This window comes from Cedecea sp. FDAARGOS_727 (assembly GCF_012273235.1).
Taxonomy (GTDB): Bacteria; Pseudomonadota; Gammaproteobacteria; order Enterobacterales; family Enterobacteriaceae; genus Cedecea; species Cedecea davisae.
The window spans coordinates 2517456-2531337 of record NZ_CP050966.1; the positions used below are offsets into that span (position 1 = coordinate 2517456).

Below are 13882 nucleotides of genomic sequence, written 5' to 3' on the forward strand. Positions count from 1 at the left end.
ACAATATAAGAACCAACACTTTTTCCCGTCAGCGCAAAAGATAAAAAATGGAATCCCGCTTCCTGCGATTTATTAATATTTTCTTTTTATTGGTTTCTGTATCTAATAATCGTGATTATTAGAGAGCGTTTATCTGGTTAATGGGCTGTAGTCACATTATTCATCTTTGATGCTGGGATAATGCGGCAAATTCACATAACTGGAGAATTAAAATGAAGTTTTTTGGAAAAATAGCGCTTCTCACAGTAGTTATGGGGTTCAGCGGTGCAGCCCTTGCTTTGCCTCATGTCACTATTTTGGCAACCGGCGGCACTATTGCCGGAGGCGGTGATTCGGCAACGAAATCTAATTACACCGCCGGTAAAGTCGGCGTAGAGAATTTGGTTAACGCGGTTCCGCAGCTAAAAGATCTGGCGGTGGTGAAGGGCGAGCAGGTCGTTAATATCGGTTCGCAGGATATGAACGATCGGGTCTGGCTGACGCTGGCGAAGAAAATTAACGCCGACTGCGATAAAACCGATGGGTTTGTTATTACCCACGGTACGGACACGATGGAGGAAACCGCCTATTTCCTCGATCTCACGGTGAAATGTAATAAGCCGGTGGTTCTGGTAGGCGCGATGCGTCCGTCGACCTCGATGAGCGCCGATGGCCCATTTAACCTCTATAACGCGGTGGTCGCGGCCGTTGACCCGCAGTCTGCCAACCGTGGGGTGATGGTCGTAATGAATGATACCGTGCTGGATGGGCGTGACGTCACCAAAACCAGTACTACGGATGTTGCGACTTTCAAGTCCGTCAACTTTGGTCCGCTGGGCTATATCCATAATGGCAAAATTGACTATCAACGCACCCCGGCGCGTAAGCACACAACGTCCACGCCGTTTGACGTATCGACGCTGAGCGAGCTGCCGAAGGTGGGTATTATCTATAACTATGCTAATGCCTCTGACCTGCCGGTGAAAGCGCTGGTGGACGCTGGCTATGAAGGGATCGTTAGCGCCGGTGTAGGCAACGGTAACCTGTATCAGACCGTGTTCGATACTCTTGCGACCGCCGCGCACGAGGGGACCGTTGTGGTTCGCTCATCGCGAGTGCCGACAGGTTACACCACCCGTGATGCGGAAGTGGATGATGGGAAGTATGGTTTTGTCGCCTCTGGTTCGCTGAACCCGCAAAAAGCCCGCGTGCTGTTGCAGCTGGCGCTGACTAAAACCAAAGATCCGAAGCAAATTCAGGAAATGTTTAACCAGTACTGATCCGTACGCCCGCCCTGGCCGTCCAGCCAGGGCATCACAGGAAGAGGTTACTCGGCAAGGAACAGTTCAAGCAGGGAGTTTAAAAACAGCTTCCCGTGCTCGGTTATCTGCCAGTACTCATCCGTTTCAGTCATATAGTTTTTCGCCATCGCCTCATCCAGCTGCGGGCGAATTGTCGCTTCATCCAGCCCGGTATACAGCGTGAATTCGCTGCGAGGCGCGGCTTCCAGCAGGCGGAAGCGGTTCATAAAGAACTCAAACGGCTTATCTTCCAGCGCCACGTCGTGCTGGCGGTCGAGATATTTCCCTTCCATATAGCCGCGAGGATGGCGAGTTTTGGCGGTACGCATAATACGCCCATCCGGGAACGTCACTTTGCCGTGAGCGCCGCAGCCGATGCCGAGATAGTCACCAAAGCGCCAGTAATTCAGGTTGTGCTGGCACTGGTAGCCCGGTTTTGCATAGGCCGAGGTTTCATATTGCCGGTAGCCCGCAGCGGTTAGCAGCTTATCGCCCTGCTCGAAGATATCCCACAGCGCATCGTCATCCGGCAATTTTGGCGGCCGTGAACTAAACAGCGTATTCGGTTCAATCGTCAGCTGATACCAGGAAAGGTGTGGGGGATTCAGTTCAATCGCCTGGCGCAAATCGTCCAGTGCTTCTTCCAGAGACTGGTCCGGCAGGCCGTGCATCAGGTCCAGGTTAAAGCTGCGCAGGCCGAGACCGCTGGCAAGGTTTGCCGCTCTTTTCGCTTCACCTGAGTCGTGAATGCGCCCGAGGCGTTTTAGTTTCGGCTCGCTGAAGCTCTGCACGCCGATGGAAATTCGGTTCACGCCCGCTTTCTGGTAGCCAACAAAGCGGTCGGCTTCTACCGTGCCCGGGTTGGCTTCCATGGTGATTTCCGCGTCATCTGCCAGTTTTAAGCGCGAACGAACGCCGTCCAGCAACATCTGCATGGCCTCGCTGGAGAGCAGGCTTGGCGTACCGCCACCGATAAAAATGGTCTTTATTTCACGCCCTTGTGCCAGGGGCACATCGCAGTCCAGGTCACGCAGAAGATGGCCAACGTATTCTTCGTGCGGCACGTCGCCCTTTAGCGCGTGGGAATTGAAGTCACAGTACGGGCACTTCTGTACGCACCAGGGGATGTGAATGTAGAGACTCAGGGGTGGCAAATTAGCCATTACGCATTGCTTCCAGTAACAGTTTCAGCGCTTGTCCACGATGGGAAATTGCGCTTTTTTCTTCGCGGGTCAGCTCCGCCGCCGTTTTACCTGCGGACGGAACATAGAAAATAGGATCGTAGCCAAAGCCGCCCTGGCCTGCCGATGTCTGAGCGATAACGCCCGGCCAGCTGCCGTGGAACACCAGCGGCGTTGGGTCTTCGGCGTGGCGCATATACACCAGCACGCAGTGGAACTGAGCCTGGCGTTTATCGTCGGGTACATCTTTCAGGGCAACCAGCAGCTTCTCGAGATTCTGCTGGTCGGTTGCCTCTTCGCCCGCATAGCGTGCGGAATAAATGCCCGGCGCGCCGCCCAGCGCGTCCACCGCCAGGCCGGAGTCGTCGGCAAGCGCCGGTAGCCCGGTAACTTTAGCCGCGTGGCGAGCCTTCAGAATGGCGTTCTCAATAAAGGTCAGTCCGGTCTCTTCCACCGACTCTACGTTCAGCTCGGTTTGTGCCACCACGTCGAGGCCAAAATCCGCCAGCAGGCTGGCGAGTTCACGCACTTTACCGGCGTTCCCGGTAGCTAATACAACTTTTTGCATAGCGAATCCTGTATTTATTCGAGGGGTTCAATCAATGCCGCGACTTCCGTCGGGATTTGCTGCGGGCCAATAATTTTAACTTGTTTATGGCGGCCAAGGTCACCTTTCTCTATCACCACCTGGCCTTTAGCGACCCGGAACTGCTTTGCGAGGAACTTCACCAGGTGGGCATTGGCCTGCCCGTCAACCGGCGGAGCGGTGATGGCGACTTTTAATTCGTCGCCATGCACGCCAACCAGGCTGTCGCGGCTGGCCTTCGGCTGAATATACAGCCTTAGCACCAGCCCGTCGGGCAGTTGAGTCACTGGACTCAAAGCGCGTACCAGAGACCCGGGAACAGATCCATACCGAGGTAGTTCAGCGCATAGAGGATAAGAATGACCACCATTGCCGAGAAGTCGATGCCGCCCATGGCAGGCAGAATACGGCGGATTGGCGCCATCATCGGCTCGGTCAACTGCATCAGCACATATTCAACCGGGCTGCGGCCCTGGCTTATCCAGCTCATCAGAGAGCGGATAATGATCACCCAGAATACCAGCGTACCGGCGGATTTCAGCAGCGACAGCACGCCGATGACTAAATTAAACGGATCCAGCGAAAGGCCGCCGGACTGAATCAGCAGCAGAATCGGGTACTTCAGCGTGGTGAGAATAAAAGCCACCAGCAGGGACGATGTATCAATCGGCCCGATTGACGGAATAACGCGGCGCAGCGGCCCGATAACGGGCTGGGTAATTTTTACAATAAATTGGGCAAACGGATTGTAGAAATCACAGCGCGCCCACTGCATCCAGATGCGGATAAGCAGCACCATTACGTAAAGCTCAATCAGGGTTTTGACCAGGAAAGTCAACGTTAGCATGGTGTTCCTCAAAAATGATGGTGATTAACGAGCGGAATAATCCCGCGCGCCGAAAATAGCGGTTCCAATGCGCACCATGGTGCTGCCTGCGGCTATCGCGGCTTCCATGTCATCGGTCATGCCCAGAGATAATGTATCTACCGTTGGGTAACGGTGTTTAAGCGCTTCGCAGGCCTCCACCATCTGGCGGCAGACGGCAAACTGACGCTCGTAATCGGGTTCCGGAGCCGGGATGGCCATCAGCCCCCGCAGCGTCAGGCCCGGCAGGGCAGCGACTTCTGCTGCCAGCTGTTCCAGCTCGCTTAACGCGATGCCGGACTTGCTCTGCTCATCGCTGATATTGACCTGAATCAGCACATTTAAAGGCGGCAGGTTTGGCGGGCGCTGCTCGCTTAAACGGCTGGCAATACGCAGCCGGTCAACGGTATGGCACCAGTCAAAATTCTCCGCCACCAGGCGACTTTTATTCGACTGCAACGGCCCGATAAAGTGCCACTCCAGCCCTTCAACGCCCTGCTCAGCAAAGTGGTGAATTTTATCCACACCTTCCTGAACATAGTTTTCGCCAAAGGCAGAATGCCCCGCCGCAATCGCTTCTGCGATGGCGCTCGCAGGCTTGGTTTTGCTTACTGCAAGCAGAGTAACTTCTTCGGGGGATCGGCCGCAGCGTGCCGCAGCGGCTGAGATCTTCCCGTGAACCTGTGCCAGATTGTGCGCTATCTCATTCATGATCGTTGGAGAGTGATATGGATATCGAAGAAATTGTGGCCCTTAGTGTAAAGCATAATGTCTCCGATCTACACCTGTGCGCGAGTCAACCGCCGCGCTGGCGAAGATGTGGCAGGCTGGAGCTATGCCCGGAAGCGGCTCCTGAGGTTGAGTCGCTCCTTACTATCTGGCTTGTCGAAGAGCAGCGGCGGCAGCTAGAACAAACAGGGCAGCTTGATTTTGCCCTCACGCTTGAGAGCGGTCTCCGCCTGCGTGCTAACGCTTTTCGCCAGCGTGAGGGGTACTCTCTGGCGCTTCGCCTGCTGGCATCATCCTGCCCGTCTCTCGAAGAGATTGGCACTCCGGCGCTTGTTGCCCGACTTTTACAGGAGCAGGAGGGGCTTGTGTTGGTCACCGGCGCGACGGGGAGCGGCAAGTCCACCACGCTTGCGGCAATGATCCAGCATCTGAATCACCACGCTGATTACCATGTTTTAACGCTCGAAGACCCGATTGAATTTATTCACTCCTCCGCCAGATGCCTTATCCAGCAGCGCGAGCCAGGAAGCCACTGTGAGAACTTTACGGCCGGGCTTAAGGCCGCTCTGAGGGAAGATCCCGACGTTATCCTGCTGGGTGAACTGCGGGACAGCGAAACCATTCGCCTCGCACTTACCGCTGCCGAAACCGGGCATCTGGTATTAGCCACTCTGCACACGCGCGGAGCTACGCAGGCGGTTGAGAGGCTGGTTGACGTTTTCCCGGCCGAAGAGAAAAGCCTGATTCGCACCCAGCTTGCCGGCAGCCTGAAAGCGGTGCTGGCGCAGAAACTGGTAGCCGCCAGCGGCGGCGGAAGGGTGGCGCTGTACGAACTGCTGGTGAACACCCCGGCGGTGGCTAATTTGATACGCGAAGGCAAAACCCATCAGCTACCGGGCGCGCTGCAAACCGGGCAGCAGCACGGTATGCAGAGTTTTTCCCAAAGCGAGGCGCAGCGGCAACGTGAAGGGAAAATTGCTGAGGATGACCGGGCAGATTGCGGGCTATGGGAGGATACATTTTGAACGCTTTTATTGCTTTTGTGTGTATTCGTGTGTATTTTGAGTGTCATTCGGGAGATCATTATGACTTCCGCTGAGCTGATAAAGGAATTGAAGGCTGCAGGGTGCGAACCCGTCAGGCGTTCGGGAGGCAGCCACTGGATCTGGTGGTCGCCTGATACCGGAAAAACGTTCCCGATCCCTCATCCCAAAAAGGATTTGCCCATCGGTGCTGTCAAATCCATTCGTAAAATGGCGGGTATTTTTAGCCTGCCGCTGCCGGAGGTTGATGATGTTTTTTTCTGTTGGTGTGGAGTTACCCGCAACTGAAAACGAAGCGTTTGGCCTGGTTGTACCCGCGTTATGCAACGATGATTTTGGCTGCGTGTCGGCGGCAGATACCCAGGCTGATATTGCGCCGATGGTGCAGGATGCGGTGCTGTCGATTGCCGATTTAATGGTGGATAGCGGAAAGGATATTACTCAACTCCGCGATGCCGGGCCTTTTGCTTATGCGGCAAACCCGGACTACGCCTACTGCACCCAGTGGTTACTGGTCGATGTGGATTTGTCTGCGCTGGAAGGGAAGCAACTGCGGCTAAACATTATGCTGCCGGACGCGCTGCTGCGGCGTATTGACTCCCGGGTGAAGCAGCCTTCATCAGGCTACCGGGACCGCAGCCATTTTCTGGCAATTGCCGCGAGGCATGAACTGCAGGGCGCAGGTAACGACGCGCCCGGCAGGTAAACCCGTTAAGGGTTATATTCAAACCAGCTTTCGAGAATGATAACGGCGGAAGCCGAGTCGATGCTGCCTTTGTTCAGCGCACGAAAACCGCCGTGCTCAAACAGCCCGGCGCGAGCCTCTACCGTGCTCAGGCGCTCGTCCTGCAATGAAACCTTAACGCCAAAGCGGCCGTGCAGGCGGTTTGCGAACTTACGTGCGCGCGCCGTAAGCGGCTGTTCGGTGCCGTCCATATTCAGCGGCAGGCCAACCACGACTTCTTCCGGCTGCCACTCTTTCAGAATTTTTTCTACCGCGTTCCAGTCCGGCGTGCCGTCCTGAGCTTTTAGCGCGGTTAACGGGCGGGCGGTGCCGGTAATTCTCTGGCCAATGGCTACGCCGATGCTTTTGGTGCCAAAATCGAAGGCCATCAGGGTTCCGCTGCTCATCAGGCGTGCCCCGCTTCGTTTGGCATATTGTGGATGTCTATACCGATAAGGCGAGCGGCCTCGCGCCAGCGTTCGGCTATCGGGGTGTGGAACAGGATTTCCGGAGCTGCCGGGGCCGTTAGCCACGAATTCTCCAGAATCTCCTGCTCAAGCTGGCCTTTCTCCCACGAGGAGTAGCCCAGTGCCACCATCACTTCTTTCGGTTGCTTAGCGGTGCCGAGCGTCTCAAGCACATCACGAGAGGTGGTAATCACCGTGTCGTCTGAAATACGAATGCTGGAGCCAAACGAGTCCGGCGTAGAGTGCAGAATAAAGCCGCGGTCTTCCGCCAGCGGGCCGCCGATAAACACCGGTTTGTCGAGGCGAATATTACTGTCGCGCGGTTCAGGTTCGATTTTCAGCTTTTCGAGAACGCCTTCAACCTGAAGGTTTTCCAGCGGCTTGTTGATGATAATCCCCATCGCGCCTTCATCGTTGTATTCGCAGATATAGACTACGGAGCGCTTAAATAAGGGGTCCTGAAGAGCCGGCATGGCAATAAGAAAGTGATGCTGTAAATTCATTGTCAGAGGTTCTGATCCCGGTTGAAAAAGCGGCAGTGGCTGCGCGAAGAGTGCTCAGTTTATCACTAATGAAGGAGTGCGGGCTACCCGGCCGGCCGTTGAGCCGTAGCGAGTTAAGCGGCGGGCGGCAAGGCGCCCGCCGTCACGCTTACTTAGCCAGGCGCTTTTCGATGGCGTCAAACAGCATGCCGGTAATAGAAACCGGGAACTCCGCTTCAATTTCGCGAATGCAGGTCGGGCTGGTGACGTTAATTTCGGTCAGGCGGTCGCCGATGATATCCAGGCCAACAAAAATCAGGCCCTTCGCTTTCAATGTCGGTCCAACGCGGCGGGCGATTTCCCAGTCGCTTTCGGTCAGCGGGCGAGGTTCGCCGCGGCCACCTGCGGCCAGGTTACCGCGAGTTTCGCCACCCTGCGGAATACGTGCCAGGCAGTATGGAACCGGCTCGCCGTCCACTACCAGTACGCGTTTGTCGCCGTCTTTAATCGCCGGCAGGTAATTCTGCGCCATGCAGTAGCGGCTGCCCAGCTCTGTCAGCGTTTCTGCAATCACGCCGATATTTGGGTCATCCTGCTTCACGCGGAATATAGACGCGCCGCCCATGCCGTCCAGCGGTTTCATGATGATGTCGCCGTGCTGCTGCCAGAAGGCTTTAAGCTGCGCCTTGTTACGGGTGACCAGCGTTTCCGGGGTCAGATCAGCAAACCAGGCGGTGAACAGCTTTTCGTTACAGTCGCGCAGGCTCTGCGGCTTGTTGACGATCAGGGTGCCTTTTTCTTCAGCGCGCTCAAGGATGTAGGTGGCATAGATAAATTCGGTATCGAACGGCGGATCTTTGCGCATCAGGACAACGTTCAGGTCGGCCAGGGCGATGTCCTGCTCGGTGCCGAACTCGTACCATTTATCGTAGTTTTGCTCGACGCTAAGCAGCCGGGTGCGGGCGCGCGCTTCGCCGTTGTTCAGATACAGGTCGGCCATTTCCATATAGTGCAGCTCATAGCCGCGACGCTGCGCTTCCAGCAGCATAGCGAAGCTGGAGTCTTTTTTGATGTTGATTTGTGCGATGGGGTCCATCACGATGCCGAGCTTGATCATTGTTGTTCTCCTTTAGCCCAGGTCGCCAAAGCGCACCTGCAAGGCGGTAATGGCGGTGAGCGCGGTGGTCTCAGTACGCAGAACGCGCGGTCCCAACAGAATATCAGTAAATTGATGGTTCGCGGTCATGGCAATCTCATCGGCGGTTAAGCCGCCCTCCGGGCCAATCAGCAGGCGTACCCGCTCTACGGGCTGCGGCAGGGTATTAATACTGGCGCTGGCGCGCGGGTGCAGGTTGAGCTTCAGCGCGTCATCTTGCTCGGCGCACCAGGCTTCCAGCTCCATCGCGGGGCGTACTTCAGGCACCCGGTTGCGGCCACACTGCTCGCAGGCGGCGATGGCGATTTTCTGCCACTGCTGAAGCTTTTTATTCAACCTTTCGGCATCCAGTTTTACCCCACAGCGTTCGGAAAACAATGGAGTAATCACGTTGACGCCCAGCTCGACGGCTTTCTGGATGGTAAATTCCATCTTTTCTCCACGCGACATCACCTGGCCCAAATGCAGCCAGAGCGGCGATTCGCGGTCGTCCTCGCTGGCGGCCAGCACTTTCACTCGAACGGTTTTTTTATCCGCCTGAACTATCTCAGCGTCAAATACCTGGTTACTGCCGTCGAACAGCTGAACGGCCTGCCCGGCGCCCATTCGCAGTACGCGGCCAACGTGGTTAGCGGCGTCTTCGCACAGCGCAATATCCTCGCCGACGGAAAGGGGCTCAGGGTGATGGATGCGGGGTATACGCATGGTTTATAAGATCCGAATGCAGAGGCAAACATATTTCAGCCTCTCTATGCAAAGAGAGGCAAGATTGCACGGTAATAGAAGATGACCGCTAGTGTAGGTTAGCTGTTTCGCGCCTGGCAAGCCCGCAGCACATATGGGTTATGGTTACCCTGAACTTTGGCAATACGCTCGTCGCGTTCGCATTCCCAGTCGGTGACCGGATAGCGCTTATCCCAGGCCTGAAACAGTTGGGTCTGCTGGCGTGAAAGTGATAGCTGGTACTGGTCACGCATGTAGAAGTAGGTGCGGGCGATGGCGCCGCGTGCGCGTTCCGGCGGCTCGGCAACTTTATCTTTAAAATCAACCTTCATTGCGCACTGGCCGTACTGGCCTTCGCCGCCGTTCCACTGGCTGTACATAAAGTTATTTCTGTCGGCGTTCACCTCGCCGACTGCGGGTTGCAGGTTGTGCATATCGCTTTCAATCTTGCGGTATACCGGGTCTTTACCGCAGTTTTTACGCCCGCCATCCTGCCAGCATTGAAGCAGGTGGCCGAACTGCCAGGCCGGCATGACGTGTTCCCATTCAATACGCGTGGCGCGGTTTTCATTTTTCCGCACCTTATACCCGCACGATTCAAGATCGGGGACGCCTTTTTTACCCTGCCAGCTAATTTTGCAGCCGCAATAGAAATCGCCCGGTGCGTCGGCATTAACCTTAACGCCGGCCGTTTTGGCCTGTGAGAAGCTATTGATACCCGTGCTGAATGCGGAGAAAGAGCTGATGGCTGCAACGAATGCAACAGCCAAAGAAAATTTGCGAGACATTTCCAGAATCCTTGCTAAAACGTGTCCGCACCCTACCTGATCGTTTATCCAGTTTCAATCAGTGAGGGCGGAAAATTTTTCTGGAATAGTTATTAATTACAGTGAGTTGTAACATCAGGCTTTAACAATTGACCACAGCGCGTACAGCGATATTCGGCTTCGCCACGCAGCACGCGGTTATGGCGGCGTACGGTGAGCTGATGCTGCTGGCAGGGGCAACGATAGGGGAAGGTGTTCTTGCGTACCGACTCGACTTCAAACTGGTGGGTGCGGCGAGCCGGAACGCCGAGCACGGTTTCCATCATCCACTTCCACTCTTTGCCGTGCGGCGCGACGCGGCCAAAATGCTTCCAGACCAGCAGGTGAGCAAGCTCATGAGGCACCACTTCCTCAACAAAAGCCTGCTGGTTTTCCATCAGCAAAACGGGATTGAGGCGGATTTCATAGCTTTCGAGCCACGCGGTACCTGCCGCGGTTCCACGCTGCTGATACACCACTTTGGGTTCGGGGTAGCTACGGCCCAGATGCGAGTTCGCCTGCTGGAGTTTTTCTCGCAGGCAGCGCATAACGGCCTGCTGAATGGCAATGGGGAGTCGGGGGGCTTTCATAGCGGCAGAGAATAAAGTGGGTGGAGGCAAGGTGCAAGCCCCTCTCGTGGAGGAGAGGGGCAGGTAAAACTTAGTTGTGGGCGCCAATCTCGCGCAACTTACGGCCTTTCATCAGGTTACGTTCAATGTGCTCCAGAGAGACATGCTTGGTTTCCGGAATCAGCCACAGGGTCAGGACAATAAAGAACAGGTTGAGCGCCCCGTAAACCCAGAAGGTGTTGGCGTTGCCCAGCGTATTCAGCATGGTCAGGAAAGTAGCCCCGACAATCATGTTGGCAATCCAGTTGGTGGCGGTGGAGCAGGTGATACCGAAATCGCGGCCTTTCAGCGGCTGGATTTCGGAACACAGTACCCAAATCAGCGGGCCAGCGCTCATAGCAAAACCAACGATAAACATCAGCAGCATGGCAATAGCGAAGTATTGCGCACCCTGGGAGTGAATGCCGATGTGCATCATCGTGCCCAGCACGCCCATACCCACGGCCATGACCAGGAAGCCCAGAACCAGCGTAGGTTTACGGCCCCAGCGGTCAACCAGACCAATGGCAATAAAGGTCGCCAGGACGTTAATCAGGCCGACGATGACGGTGCCCCACATTTGCTGCGTGGTATTCGCAAAACCGGCGATTTCGAAGATCTTCGGCGCGTAATACATGATGACGTTCATGCCGGTGAACTGCTGCATTACCTGCAACAGCACGCCGAGGAATACCGCGCGGCGGAAGTTGGAGTTGTCTTTAAATAGCGCCCAGCCGCTCTGTTTTACCTTCAGGCTTTCGCGAATTTCTTCCAGCTCTTTTTTCGCTTCTGCGCTGGTGTCTCGCAGGCGCAGCAGCACGCGTTCGGCATCGTGGAAGCGGCGTTTAGCGGCGAACCAGCGCGGGCTGTCCGGCAGGAAAAATACGCCAACCAGCAACAGCAGGGCAGGAAGGGTTATCACGCCCAGCATCCAGCGCCAGGACTCGGTGTAGCTGAACGCCGTATCTGAAAGATAAGCGCCGAGAATACCGATGGTAATCATCAACTGGTACATCGAAATCATGCTGCCGCGTATTTTTTCTGGCGCTATTTCTGACAAGTACAGCGGTGCGGTGTAGGACGCAACGCCTACCGCCAGGCCAAGCAATACGCGTGAGACGATTAATACTTCGGTGTTGGGTGCAAAGGCGGAGCAAAGAGAGCCGACGACAAACAGCACCGCGCCAATCATCAGGCTGTATTTGCGGCCCAGTTTGAAGGAGAGCCAGCCGCTGCCGACCGCGCCGACGGCTGCGCCGAACATCATTGAGCTAACGACCCATTCCTGAGTGTGGGAAGTTATCTGGAAATCTTTAGCGATAAACGGCAGGGCACCGGCAATCACGCCGATATCAAGGCCAAACAGCAGCCCGGCGAGCGCCGCCAGGAAGCAGACAAAAAAGGTCATGCTCTTATTGGAACGCTTTTGTTTTTGATAGTCAGGCATAACGCCCTCCAGGTGGATTATTCAGATTTGACGCTAATAAGGGTAGGCCAGCGGCGGGCAAAAGTGTGTGATGATAATCACAGCTATGTAATCGGTTACACTGATGTTGATGATTAAAAAACCGGGTGCTAATCGACAAAACATAGAGTTAATGGCGACTAAAGCCAACGTTATGGTTAAAAATAAGCTTAATCTGAAGTGTTATGTAACAAATGATGTGCCTTCCCTGAGCGCATGACGAATTGAACGATAAAAGTCTTTATCTGCAAATGTAATCGGTTTCACTTTTCGTCAAATGAGGAAGGATTCAGGAAAAATACAGAGGGTTTAAGCGAGGGCAGAAAAGTAAAAGGCCAGCATTAGCTGGCCTTTAAAGTGCGGAGCGCAGGCGGATTATTTCAGGCCAGCAGCTTCACGCAGCAGGGCGGCTTTGTCGGTTTTTTCCCAAGGGAAATGTTCGCGACCAAAGTGACCGTAAGCGGCGGTTTCTTTGTAGATCGGGTGCAGCAGATCCAGCATCTGGATAAGGCCGTATGGGCGCAGGTCGAAGAATTCACGCACCAGCAGGGTCAGCTGCTCGGTAGAGATTTTCTCAGTACCGAAGGTTTCCACCATGATGGAGGTCGGTTCTGCTACGCCGATAGCGTAGGAAACCTGAATTTCACAGCGGTCCGCAAGGCCAGCAGCGACGATGTTTTTTGCTACATAGCGAGCAGCATATGCCGCAGAGCGGTCTACTTTAGACGGATCTTTACCGGAGAATGCACCGCCGCCGTGACGAGCCATGCCGCCGTAGGTATCAACGATGATTTTACGCCCGGTCAGGCCGCAGTCGCCCATCGGTCCGCCGATAACAAAACGGCCGGTTGGGTTGATGTGATATTTAGTAGAAGCATTCAGCCACTCGCCCGGCAGCACAGGTTTGATGATTTCTTCCATCACCGCTTCCTGCAGGTCTTTCAGCGCAACGTCTTCTGAGTGCTGAGTAGACAGAACAACCGCGTCAATACCGACGATTTTGCCGTCGTCGTACTGGAAGGTTATCTGGCTTTTTGCATCAGGACGCAGCCACGGCAGGGTACCGTTTTTACGCACTTCAGCCTGGCGCTGCACCAGACGGTGAGCATAGGTAATTGGCGCAGGCATCAGCACGTCGGTTTCGTTGGTGGCATAGCCAAACATCAGGCCCTGGTCACCGGCACCTTGCTCCAGCGGATCGGTACGGTCAACGCCCTGGTTAATATCCGGAGACTGCTTGCCAATCGCGCTCAGTACCGCGCAAGAGTTGGCATCAAAGCCCATATCAGAATGCACATAGCCGATTTCACGCACGGTTTTGCGGGTGATCTCTTCGATGTCTACCCACGCGCTGGTGGTGATTTCGCCGCCAACCAGAACCATGCCGGTTTTTACATAAGTCTCACAGGCAACGCGCGCTTTAGGATCCTGCTCGAGGATAGCGTCAAGTACCGCGTCGGAGATTTGGTCAGCGATTTTATCAGGATGCCCTTCAGATACAGACTCGGACGTAAAAAGGTGCTTAGCCATATTTTCTTCACCCTAAGAGGAATTATTTAGTTCAGGCTGCTGCTCTGCGCCGCTAAGGCGGCGAGATGAACCAACCCGGGAACTTATTGCCGCAGATTGAAAAACAGGCAGTCTAACAGTTAATCAGTATAGATGGATTAACATCTGGACGGCCATTTTAGATTATTCAATCGGCAGATAGCCAGATTTTTTTAGAACAACGGCAATATGTGATAAATCTTTAGTGGAAAGGATTGC

The 13882-nt window shown here is 54.9% G+C and carries 16 protein-coding genes and 1 pseudogene; 4 read left to right on the forward strand and 13 right to left on the reverse strand.

The window, feature by feature from the left end:
* Positions 1-212 precede the first annotated feature (212 nt).
* Positions 213-1259, forward strand: coding sequence for an L-asparaginase 2 (gene ansB / locus FOC35_RS12020; protein ID WP_172568996.1), 1047 nt, complete (start codon positions 213-215; stop codon positions 1257-1259).
* Positions 1260-1306: 47 nt separating this feature from the next.
* Here ansB and hemW read toward each other — a convergent pair whose 3' ends face one another.
* The 5 genes from hemW to FOC35_RS12045 are packed head-to-tail and all read right to left on the reverse strand — an operon-like array spanning position 1307 to position 4623.
* Positions 1307-2443 carry a radical SAM family heme chaperone HemW gene (gene hemW, locus FOC35_RS12025; RefSeq protein ID WP_016538172.1) on the reverse strand — a complete coding sequence of 379 codons (1137 nt, stop codon included), beginning with the start codon at positions 2441-2443 and terminating at the stop codon, positions 1307-1309.
* On the reverse strand, positions 2436-3029 hold the full coding sequence (locus FOC35_RS12030; RefSeq protein WP_172568997.1) for an XTP/dITP diphosphatase: 594 nt from the start codon (positions 3027-3029) through the stop codon (positions 2436-2438). Before FOC35_RS12030 ends, hemW begins: the two co-directional genes overlap by 8 nt.
* A gap of 14 nt (positions 3030-3043) precedes the next feature.
* Positions 3044-3343 carry a DUF167 family protein YggU gene (gene yggU, locus FOC35_RS12035; RefSeq protein WP_039898816.1) on the reverse strand — a complete coding sequence of 100 codons (300 nt, stop codon included), beginning with the start codon at positions 3341-3343 and terminating at the stop codon, positions 3044-3046.
* Positions 3340-3894, reverse strand: coding sequence for a YggT family protein (locus tag FOC35_RS12040; protein ID WP_016538169.1), 555 nt, complete (start codon positions 3892-3894; stop codon positions 3340-3342). Before FOC35_RS12040 ends, yggU begins: the two co-directional genes overlap by 4 nt.
* Before the next feature lie 24 nt (positions 3895-3918).
* Complete coding sequence (locus FOC35_RS12045) at positions 3919-4623, reverse strand: YggS family pyridoxal phosphate-dependent enzyme (protein ID WP_172568998.1); 705 nt, start codon at positions 4621-4623, stop codon at positions 3919-3921.
* 17 nt (positions 4624-4640) lie between these two features.
* Between FOC35_RS12045 and FOC35_RS12050 the strand changes: the two genes are divergently transcribed.
* The 3 genes and pseudogenes from FOC35_RS12050 (at position 4641) to FOC35_RS12060 (ending at position 6390) form a co-directional block, all read left to right on the forward strand.
* Positions 4641-5666 carry a type IV pilus twitching motility protein PilT gene (locus FOC35_RS12050; protein WP_172568999.1) on the forward strand — a complete coding sequence of 342 codons (1026 nt, stop codon included), beginning with the start codon at positions 4641-4643 and terminating at the stop codon, positions 5664-5666.
* Positions 5667-5726: 60 nt separating this feature from the next.
* Positions 5727-5906 (forward strand): annotated as a pseudogene (locus FOC35_RS12055) (type II toxin-antitoxin system HicA family toxin); the annotation flags it as partial.
* A 28-nt stretch (positions 5907-5934) separates the two neighbouring features.
* On the forward strand, positions 5935-6390 hold the full coding sequence (locus FOC35_RS12060; RefSeq protein ID WP_172570357.1) for a type II toxin-antitoxin system HicB family antitoxin: 456 nt from the start codon (positions 5935-5937) through the stop codon (positions 6388-6390).
* A 5-nt stretch (positions 6391-6395) separates the two neighbouring features.
* On the opposite strand, the gene ruvX is transcribed toward FOC35_RS12060, so the two are convergent.
* The 8 genes from ruvX to metK all read right to left on the reverse strand — a co-directional run bounded on the left by ruvX (position 6396) and on the right by metK (position 13645).
* The gene (gene ruvX / locus FOC35_RS12065) at positions 6396-6815 is read right to left on the reverse strand and encodes a Holliday junction resolvase RuvX (protein WP_016538164.1); all 420 of its coding nucleotides are present in this window, start codon (positions 6813-6815) and stop codon (positions 6396-6398) included.
* Entirely contained in the window at positions 6815-7378 is a 564-nt protein-coding gene (locus tag FOC35_RS12070) for a YqgE/AlgH family protein (RefSeq protein WP_172569001.1), read from the reverse strand. Before FOC35_RS12070 ends, ruvX begins: the two co-directional genes overlap by 1 nt.
* A 148-nt stretch (positions 7379-7526) precedes the next feature.
* Positions 7527-8474: a glutathione synthase gene (gene gshB, locus FOC35_RS12075; RefSeq protein WP_172569002.1), complete on the reverse strand. Its 948-nt coding sequence runs from the start codon at positions 8472-8474 to the stop codon at positions 7527-7529.
* A 12-nt stretch (positions 8475-8486) separates the two neighbouring features.
* Entirely contained in the window at positions 8487-9218 is a 732-nt protein-coding gene (rsmE, locus tag FOC35_RS12080; RefSeq protein WP_172569003.1) for a 16S rRNA (uracil(1498)-N(3))-methyltransferase, read from the reverse strand.
* A gap of 98 nt (positions 9219-9316) precedes the next feature.
* Positions 9317-10024, reverse strand: coding sequence for a deoxyribonuclease I (gene endA, locus FOC35_RS12085; RefSeq protein WP_016538159.1), 708 nt, complete (start codon positions 10022-10024; stop codon positions 9317-9319).
* Between the two features lie 92 nt (positions 10025-10116).
* Complete coding sequence (locus tag FOC35_RS12090; protein WP_071704115.1) at positions 10117-10632, reverse strand: SprT family zinc-dependent metalloprotease; 516 nt, start codon at positions 10630-10632, stop codon at positions 10117-10119.
* Between the two features lie 70 nt (positions 10633-10702).
* Positions 10703-12097, reverse strand: coding sequence for a sugar porter family MFS transporter (locus FOC35_RS12095; protein ID WP_016538157.1), 1395 nt, complete (start codon positions 12095-12097; stop codon positions 10703-10705).
* Positions 12098-12490: 393 nt separating this feature from the next.
* Positions 12491-13645, reverse strand: coding sequence for a methionine adenosyltransferase (gene metK / locus FOC35_RS12100; protein ID WP_016538156.1), 1155 nt, complete (start codon positions 13643-13645; stop codon positions 12491-12493).
* Positions 13646-13882 lie beyond the last annotated feature (237 nt).

Excerpts from the sequence above, each read along its gene's own strand:
- ansB (WP_172568996.1), top strand. The coding sequence starts at position 213 with ATGAAGTTTTTTGGAAAAATAGCGCTTCTCACAGTAGTTATGGGGTTC.
- hemW (WP_016538172.1), bottom strand. The coding sequence starts at position 2,443 with ATGGCTAATTTGCCACCCCTGAGTCTCTACATTCACATCCCCTGGTGC.
- FOC35_RS12030 (WP_172568997.1), bottom strand. The coding sequence starts at position 3,029 with ATGCAAAAAGTTGTATTAGCTACCGGGAACGCCGGTAAAGTGCGTGAA.
- FOC35_RS12040 (WP_016538169.1), bottom strand. The coding sequence starts at position 3,894 with ATGCTAACGTTGACTTTCCTGGTCAAAACCCTGATTGAGCTTTACGTA.
- FOC35_RS12045 (WP_172568998.1), bottom strand. The coding sequence starts at position 4,623 with ATGAATGAGATAGCGCACAATCTGGCACAGGTTCACGGGAAGATCTCA.
- FOC35_RS12050 (WP_172568999.1), top strand. The coding sequence starts at position 4,641 with ATGGATATCGAAGAAATTGTGGCCCTTAGTGTAAAGCATAATGTCTCC.
- FOC35_RS12060 (WP_172570357.1), top strand. The coding sequence starts at position 5,935 with ATGTTTTTTTCTGTTGGTGTGGAGTTACCCGCAACTGAAAACGAAGCG.
- ruvX (WP_016538164.1), bottom strand. The coding sequence starts at position 6,815 with ATGAGCAGCGGAACCCTGATGGCCTTCGATTTTGGCACCAAAAGCATC.
- FOC35_RS12070 (WP_172569001.1), bottom strand. The coding sequence starts at position 7,378 with ATGAATTTACAGCATCACTTTCTTATTGCCATGCCGGCTCTTCAGGAC.
- gshB (WP_172569002.1), bottom strand. The coding sequence starts at position 8,474 with ATGATCAAGCTCGGCATCGTGATGGACCCCATCGCACAAATCAACATC.
- rsmE (WP_172569003.1), bottom strand. The coding sequence starts at position 9,218 with ATGCGTATACCCCGCATCCATCACCCTGAGCCCCTTTCCGTCGGCGAG.
- endA (WP_016538159.1), bottom strand. The coding sequence starts at position 10,024 with ATGTCTCGCAAATTTTCTTTGGCTGTTGCATTCGTTGCAGCCATCAGC.
- FOC35_RS12090 (WP_071704115.1), bottom strand. The coding sequence starts at position 10,632 with ATGAAAGCCCCCCGACTCCCCATTGCCATTCAGCAGGCCGTTATGCGC.
- FOC35_RS12095 (WP_016538157.1), bottom strand. The coding sequence starts at position 12,097 with ATGCCTGACTATCAAAAACAAAAGCGTTCCAATAAGAGCATGACCTTT.
- metK (WP_016538156.1), bottom strand. The coding sequence starts at position 13,645 with ATGGCTAAGCACCTTTTTACGTCCGAGTCTGTATCTGAAGGGCATCCT.